This window comes from Streptomyces sp. NPDC057654 (assembly GCF_042800135.1).
Lineage (GTDB): Bacteria > Actinomycetota > Actinomycetes > Streptomycetales > Streptomycetaceae > Streptomyces.
On record NZ_JBHVHQ010000512.1, the window covers coordinates 1 to 6,189 of the forward strand.

6 protein-coding genes and 1 riboswitch are annotated in these 6,189 nt (G+C 68.9%); all 6 genes read left to right on the top strand.

Annotated elements, in window-relative coordinates; all coding sequences use genetic code 11:
• Positions 1-86 precede the first annotated feature (86 nt).
• The 6 genes from tsf to ACFU99_RS29355 all read left to right on the top strand — a co-directional run bounded on the left by tsf (position 87) and on the right by ACFU99_RS29355 (position 6,178).
• The gene (gene tsf, locus ACFU99_RS29330; protein ID WP_384397740.1) at positions 87-941 is read left to right on the top strand and encodes a translation elongation factor Ts; all 855 of its coding nucleotides are present in this window, start codon (positions 87-89) and stop codon (positions 939-941) included.
• A 160-nt stretch (positions 942-1,101) separates the two neighbouring features.
• Positions 1,102-1,881 carry a UMP kinase gene (pyrH, locus tag ACFU99_RS29335; RefSeq protein ID WP_384397742.1) on the top strand — a complete coding sequence of 260 codons (780 nt, stop codon included), beginning with the start codon at positions 1,102-1,104 and terminating at the stop codon, positions 1,879-1,881.
• 185 nt (positions 1,882-2,066) lie between these two features.
• The gene (gene frr, locus ACFU99_RS29340) at positions 2,067-2,624 is read left to right on the top strand and encodes a ribosome recycling factor (RefSeq protein ID WP_030885022.1); all 558 of its coding nucleotides are present in this window, start codon (positions 2,067-2,069) and stop codon (positions 2,622-2,624) included.
• Positions 2,624-3,772, top strand: a complete 1,149-nt coding sequence (locus ACFU99_RS29345; protein WP_384397744.1) for a phosphatidate cytidylyltransferase — start codon at positions 2,624-2,626, stop codon at positions 3,770-3,772. The genes frr and ACFU99_RS29345 overlap by 1 nt, the downstream gene beginning before the upstream one ends.
• Before the next feature lie 91 nt (positions 3,773-3,863).
• Positions 3,864-4,970, top strand: a complete 1,107-nt coding sequence (rlmN, locus tag ACFU99_RS29350; RefSeq protein ID WP_384397746.1) for a 23S rRNA (adenine(2503)-C(2))-methyltransferase RlmN — start codon at positions 3,864-3,866, stop codon at positions 4,968-4,970.
• A 22-nt stretch (positions 4,971-4,992) separates the two neighbouring features.
• Positions 4,993-5,097: riboswitch (TPP riboswitch) on the top strand.
• Positions 5,093-6,178, top strand: coding sequence for a thiamine ABC transporter substrate binding subunit (locus ACFU99_RS29355; protein WP_384397748.1), 1,086 nt, complete (start codon positions 5,093-5,095; stop codon positions 6,176-6,178). It overlaps the preceding riboswitch by 5 nt.
• The last annotated feature ends 11 nt before the right edge of the window (positions 6,179-6,189 follow it).

The following is a 6,189-nucleotide window of genomic DNA, read 5'->3' on the forward strand; positions in this document are numbered from 1 at the left end:
TGATGACGGAGGGGGACGGTGCCGCGTGCACCGTCCCCGCCGTTCACCCGTAGTCACATCGACTTTCGAGAAGAGATTCACAGACCATGGCGAACACCTCCGCCGCTGACGTCAAGAAGCTCCGCGAGCTCACCGGCGCCGGCATGATGGACTGCAAGAAGGCGCTGGACGAGGCCGAGGGCAGCGTCGAGAAGGCCGTAGAGATCCTGCGCGTCAAGGGCCAGAAGGGCGTCGCCAAGCGCGAGAGCCGCAGCGCCGAGAACGGTGCCGTCGTCTCCCTGATCGCCGACGACAAGACCTCCGGCGTGCTGCTGGAGCTGAAGTGCGAGACGGACTTCGTCGCCAAGGGTGACAAGTTCATCGTCGTCGCCGACGCCCTCGCCGCGCACGTCGCCAAGACCTCCCCGGCCGACATCGAGACGCTGCGCGCCTCCGAGATCGAGCCCGGCAAGACCGTGCAGGCCTACGTGGACGAGGCCAACGCCACCCTCGGCGAGAAGATCGTCCTCGACCGCTTCGCGCAGTACACCGGCGGCTACGTGGCCGCGTACATGCACCGCACCAGCCCGGACCTGCCCCCGCAGGTCGGCGTCCTGGTCGAGCTGGACAAGGGCACCGCCTCCGACGAGGCCGCCGCCGAGGCCGCCAAGGACGTGGCGCAGCACATCGCCGCGTTCGCGCCGAAGTTCCTCACCCGTGAGGACATCCCGGCCGAGACGGTCGAGAACGAGCGCCGCGTCGCCGAGGCCACCGCCCGCGAGGAGGGCAAGCCCGAGGCCGCCCTGGAGCGCATCGTCGAGGGTCGCGTCACCGGCTTCTTCAAGGAGAGCGTGCTGCTGGACCAGCCGTTCGCCAAGGACAACAAGAAGACCGTCCAGAAGGTCCTGGACGAGGCCGGCGTCACGCTCAAGCACTTCGCCCGCTTCCGCGTCGGCGTCTGAGCCTGACGAAGTCAGCGAACGACCCGCGACCCGCTAGGGTCGTACGCAGCCGACCGTCCACCGGCCGGCCGCAGATGTGACGAGGAGGCCATTGCCGCAGAGGGAACCGAAAGGGACCACCGGCAATGGCCTTCTTCGTATGTGCACGAGGAGATCTCCAATGAATCAGGGCGCGGACGCCACGCAGGCTGCCGACGACAAGGGCGCCGGCGGCGGCAAACACCGTCGGTTCATGCTGAAGCTGTCCGGTGAGGCATTCGCCGGCGGCGGGGGACTCGGCGTCGACCCGGACGTCGTGCACAAGATCGCCAGAGAGATCGCCGCGGTCGTCCGGGACGGGGCGGAGATTTCCGTCGTCATCGGCGGCGGAAACTTCTTCCGGGGCGCCGAGCTCCAGCAGCGCGGCATGGACCGGGCCCGGTCCGACTACATGGGCATGCTCGGCACGGTCATGAACTGCCTGGCCCTCCAGGACTTCCTGGAGAAGGAGGGCATCGACTCCCGCGTCCAGACCGCCATCACCATGGGTCAGGTCGCGGAGCCGTACATTCCGCTGCGTGCGGTGCGGCACATGGAGAAGGGCCGCGTCGTCATCTTCGGCGCCGGCATGGGGATGCCGTACTTCTCGACCGACACCACCGCCGCCCAGCGCGCGCTGGAGATCGACGCCGAGTGCCTGCTGATGGGCAAGAACGGCGTGGACGGGGTCTACGACTCCGACCCGAAGAAGAACCCGGACGCGGTGAAGTTCGACGCCCTGGAGTACGGCGAGGTCATCTCCCGCGGGCTCAAGGTCGCCGACGCCACGGCCATCACCCTGTGCATGGACAACCAGCTCCCGATCCTCGTCTTCGAACTGCTCGCCGAGGGCAACATCGCGCGTGCCGTGAAGGGTGAGAAGATCGGCACGCTCGTGAGCGACCGGGGCACCCGGGCCTGACGGCTCGTACGGCCGTACGAGCGGCACGCGCCCCCCATCCCGGGACCGTGCGGCCACGACGGCAACCCCCCGCCGCGGGAGATGCGCGGCACGGGGATGGACAACGGCCTGCCGGTCGGACACCGTGCAGGAGAAGACGCGCGCAGGGGCGAGGCTCTGCTTACTGATAACACCAGGAGCAAGTGGTGATCGAAGAGATCCTCCTCGAGGCCGAGGAGAAGATGGAGAAGGCCGTCGTGGTCGCCAAGGAGGACTTCGCGGCGATCCGTACGGGGCGTGCGCACCCGGCGATGTTCAACAAGATCGTGGCGGACTACTACGGTGCGCTGACCCCGATCAACCAGCTGGCGTCGTTCTCGGTGCCGGAGCCGCGGATGGCCGTGGTGACCCCGTTCGACAAGAGCGCGCTGCGCAACATCGAGCAGGCGATCCGCGACTCGGATCTGGGCGTCAACCCGAGCAACGACGGCACCATCATCCGGGTGACGTTCCCGGAGCTGACCGAGGACCGGCGCCGCCAGTACATCAAGGTCGCCAAGGGCAAGGCCGAGGACTCGAAGGTCTCGATCCGCTCGGTGCGCCGCAAGGCCAAGGAGTCCCTCGACAAGCTCGTCAAGGACAAGGAGTCCGGCGAGGACGAGGTCCGCCGCGCGGAGAAGGAGCTCGACGACACCACCGCGAAGTACGTCGCGCAGGTGGACGAGTTGCTCAAGCACAAGGAAGCCGAGCTGCTCGAGGTCTGATGAACGACTCTTCCTGGGGGGCCCCGCCGAGCGCCGGATACCGGGGGCCGACCGACCGGGGACCGGCTCGTCCGGCGGGTCCCGTGCACGACATGGGCGAGGCGGCGCAGACTCGGCCCATGCCCATCGTGCCCGACGCAGGCGGAGATCAGGACGACCGCGAGAAGGGGGCCGCTTACCTCGGCGGCCCCCTGTTCCGCGATGAAGACTTCCGTGAAGAGCGGTTCCGTGACGAACAGTTCCGTGGTGAGCACTTCCACGGGGAGCAGGAGCCCGCTCCGGTGCCCGAGCCCGTTCCCGCGGCGCCGGAGCCCGCCGCCGCGCCCGTGAAGAAGAGCGCGGGCCGTGACCTGCGGGCGGCCATAGGGGTGGGCCTGGGGTTGGGCGCGGTCATCATCGCCTCCCTGTTCATCTACAAGCCCGTCTTCCTCGGCGTGATAGCGGTCGCCGTGGTCGTCGGGCTGTGGGAGCTGACCTCCCGCCTGGCGGAGAAGAAGGCGATCAAGGCCCCGCTGGTGCCGCTCGCGGTCGGCGGGGCGGCCATGGTCGTCGCGGGCTATCTCGACGGCCCGGAGGGCGCGTGGGTGGCCATGGCCTTCACCGCGCTCGCCGTGCTCGTGTGGCGGATGACGGAGCCGCCCGAGGACTATCTGCGGGATGTCACGGCGGGTATCTTCGCGGCGTTCTACGTGCCCTTCCTCGCCACGTTCGTGGCGCTGATGCTCGCCGCGGACGACGGCGCGTGGCGGGTGCTGACCTTCCTCGTGCTGACGGTCGTCAGCGACACCGGCGCGTACGCGGTCGGCTGGAAGTTCGGCCGGACCAAGCTCGCGCCGCGGATCAGCCCCGGCAAGACCCGCGAGGGGCTCGTCGGCGCCGTCGCCTTCGCGATGGTGGCGGGCGCGCTGTGCATGCAGTACCTGATCGACGACGGGACCTGGTGGCACGGGCTGCTGCTCGGCTGCGCGGTCGCGGCCAGCGCCACCCTCGGCGACCTCGGCGAGTCCATGATCAAGCGGGATCTCGGCATCAAGGACATGGGCACGCTGCTGCCGGGGCACGGCGGGATCATGGACCGGCTGGACTCCCTGCTGCCCACCGCGCCGGTGGTGTGGCTGCTCATGGTGATCTTCGTCGGCAGCGGCTGACCTGCGTCTTTCCCGCGTCTTCTCCAGCGAGGGGTCCGTTGTCCACAGGGCGGCGGGCCCCTTCGCCGATGTCTGCGACACTGGATGGACCATGCCTGCACCCGGAGAACTCACTTTCGTCGCGCCGCGCGGAGCCAAGAAGCCGCCGCGGCATCTCGCCGACCTCAGCCCCGCCGAGCGCCGCGAGGCCGTGGCCGCGATCGGCGAGAAGCCGTTCCGCGCCAAGCAGCTGTCGCAGCACTACTTCGCGCGGTACGCGCACGATCCGGCGCAGTGGACCGACATCCCCGCGGCGGCGCGCGAGAAGCTGGCGGCCGAGATGCTGCCGGAGCTGATGACCGTGCTGCGGCATATCTCGTGCGACGACGACACCACCCGCAAGACGCTCTGGAAGCTGCACGACGGCACGCTCGTCGAGTCCGTGCTGATGCGCTATCCGGACCGGGTCACCATGTGCATCTCGTCGCAGGCGGGCTGCGGGATGAACTGCCCGTTCTGCGCCACCGGCCAGGCCGGGCTGGACCGGAATCTGTCCACCGCCGAGATCGTCCACCAGATCGTGGACGGCATGCGAGCCCTGCGCGACGGGGAGGTGCCCGGCGGCCCGGCGCGGCTCTCCAACATCGTCTTCATGGGGATGGGCGAGCCGCTCGCCAATTACAAGCGCGTCGTGGGCGCGATCCGCCGGCTCACGGACCCCGAGCCGGACGGGCTCGGCCTCTCGCAGCGCGGCATCACCGTCTCCACGGTGGGCCTGGTCCCCGCGATGCTGCGCTTCGCCGACGAGGGCTTCAAGTGCCGCCTCGCGGTCTCCCTGCACGCCCCCGACGACGAGCTGCGCGACACGCTCGTGCCGGTCAACACCCGGTGGAAGGTGCGCGAGGTCCTCGACGCGGCCTGGGAGTACGCGGAGAAGTCCGGCCGCCGTATCTCCATCGAGTACGCGCTGATCCGCGACATCAACGACCAGGCGTGGCGCGGCGACCTGCTCGGGAAGCTGCTCAAGGGCAAGCGGGTGCACGTCAACCTCATCCCGCTCAACCCGACGCCCGGCTCCAAGTGGACCGCTTCGCGGCCCGAGGACGAGAAGGCGTTCGTGGAGGCGATCGCGGCTCACGGCGTGCCCGTGACCGTACGCGACACACGGGGCCAGGAGATCGACGGAGCCTGCGGACAATTGGCCGCTTCCGAGCGCTGATATGGTGCTTTCGCACAATTGAACAATCCGACAGGGGAGCGCACAGAGCGCTGAGAGTGCGGCCCGGCCGCAGACCCTCGGACCTGATCCGGGTCATACCGGCGTAGGGAGTCAGCTCACTCATGAACAGCAATATCCGGCGTGCCGTCGGCGCCGCGGTCGTCGGCGCCCTCGGCGTCACCACGCTCGCCGCCTGCGGCGGCTCCGGATCGTCCAAGGCGTCGGACTCCAAGACGGTCACCCTCGTCTCGCACGACTCGTTCAACGCCTCGAAGCCCGTGCTCGCCGAGTTCACCAAGAAGACCGGCTACAAGGTCCGGGTCGTCAAGAGCGGCGACGCGGGCGCGGCCGTCAACCAGGCGATCCTCTCGAAGTCGCACCCGCAGGGGGACGTGTTCTTCGGCGTCGACAACACCCTCCTCTCGCGCGCCCTCGACAACGGCCTGTTCACGCCGTACGAGGCCAAGGGGCTGGACCGGGTGCCCCGCGACCTCCAGCTCGACGCCGCACAGCACCGCGCCACCCCGATCGACACCGGGGACATCTGCGTCAACTACGACCGCGCCTACTTCACGGACCACAAGCTGGCGCCGCCGCAGACCTTCGACGATCTCGTCAAGCCGGAGTACAAGAACCTCCTCGTCACCGAGAACGTCGCCACCTCGTCCCCCGGCCTCGCCTTCCAGCTCGGCACCGTCGCCAAGTACGGCGAGGACGGCTGGCAGAAGTACTGGCAGCGGCTCAAGAGCAACGGCGTCGAGGTCGTGGACGGCTGGGAGCAGGCGTACAACCAGCGGTTCTCCGGCTCCGCCGCCGGAAAGAAGGCCAAGGGCGACAAGCCGCTCGTCGTCTCGTACGCCTCCAGCCCGCCCGCCGAGGTGCTGGACGCGAAGCCGCAGCCGAAGGAGGGCCCCACCGGGGTCTCGACCGGCACGTGCTTCCGGCAGATCGAGTTCGCGGGACTGCTGAACGGCGCGAAGAACGCCGAGGGCGGCAAGGCGCTCCTCGACTTCCTGGTGAGCAAGGAGTTCCAGGAGGACATGCCGCTCCAGATGTTCGTCAAGCCGGCGAACCAGGACGCGAAGCTCCCCGAGGTGTTCACGAAGTACGGCGCTAAGATCTCCGACCCCGAGACCCTGGCCCCGGAGAAGATCGCCGAGAACCGTGAGCAGTGGGTCAAGTCGTGGTCGTCGCTCGTCCTGAAGTAGAACCTCCGGGG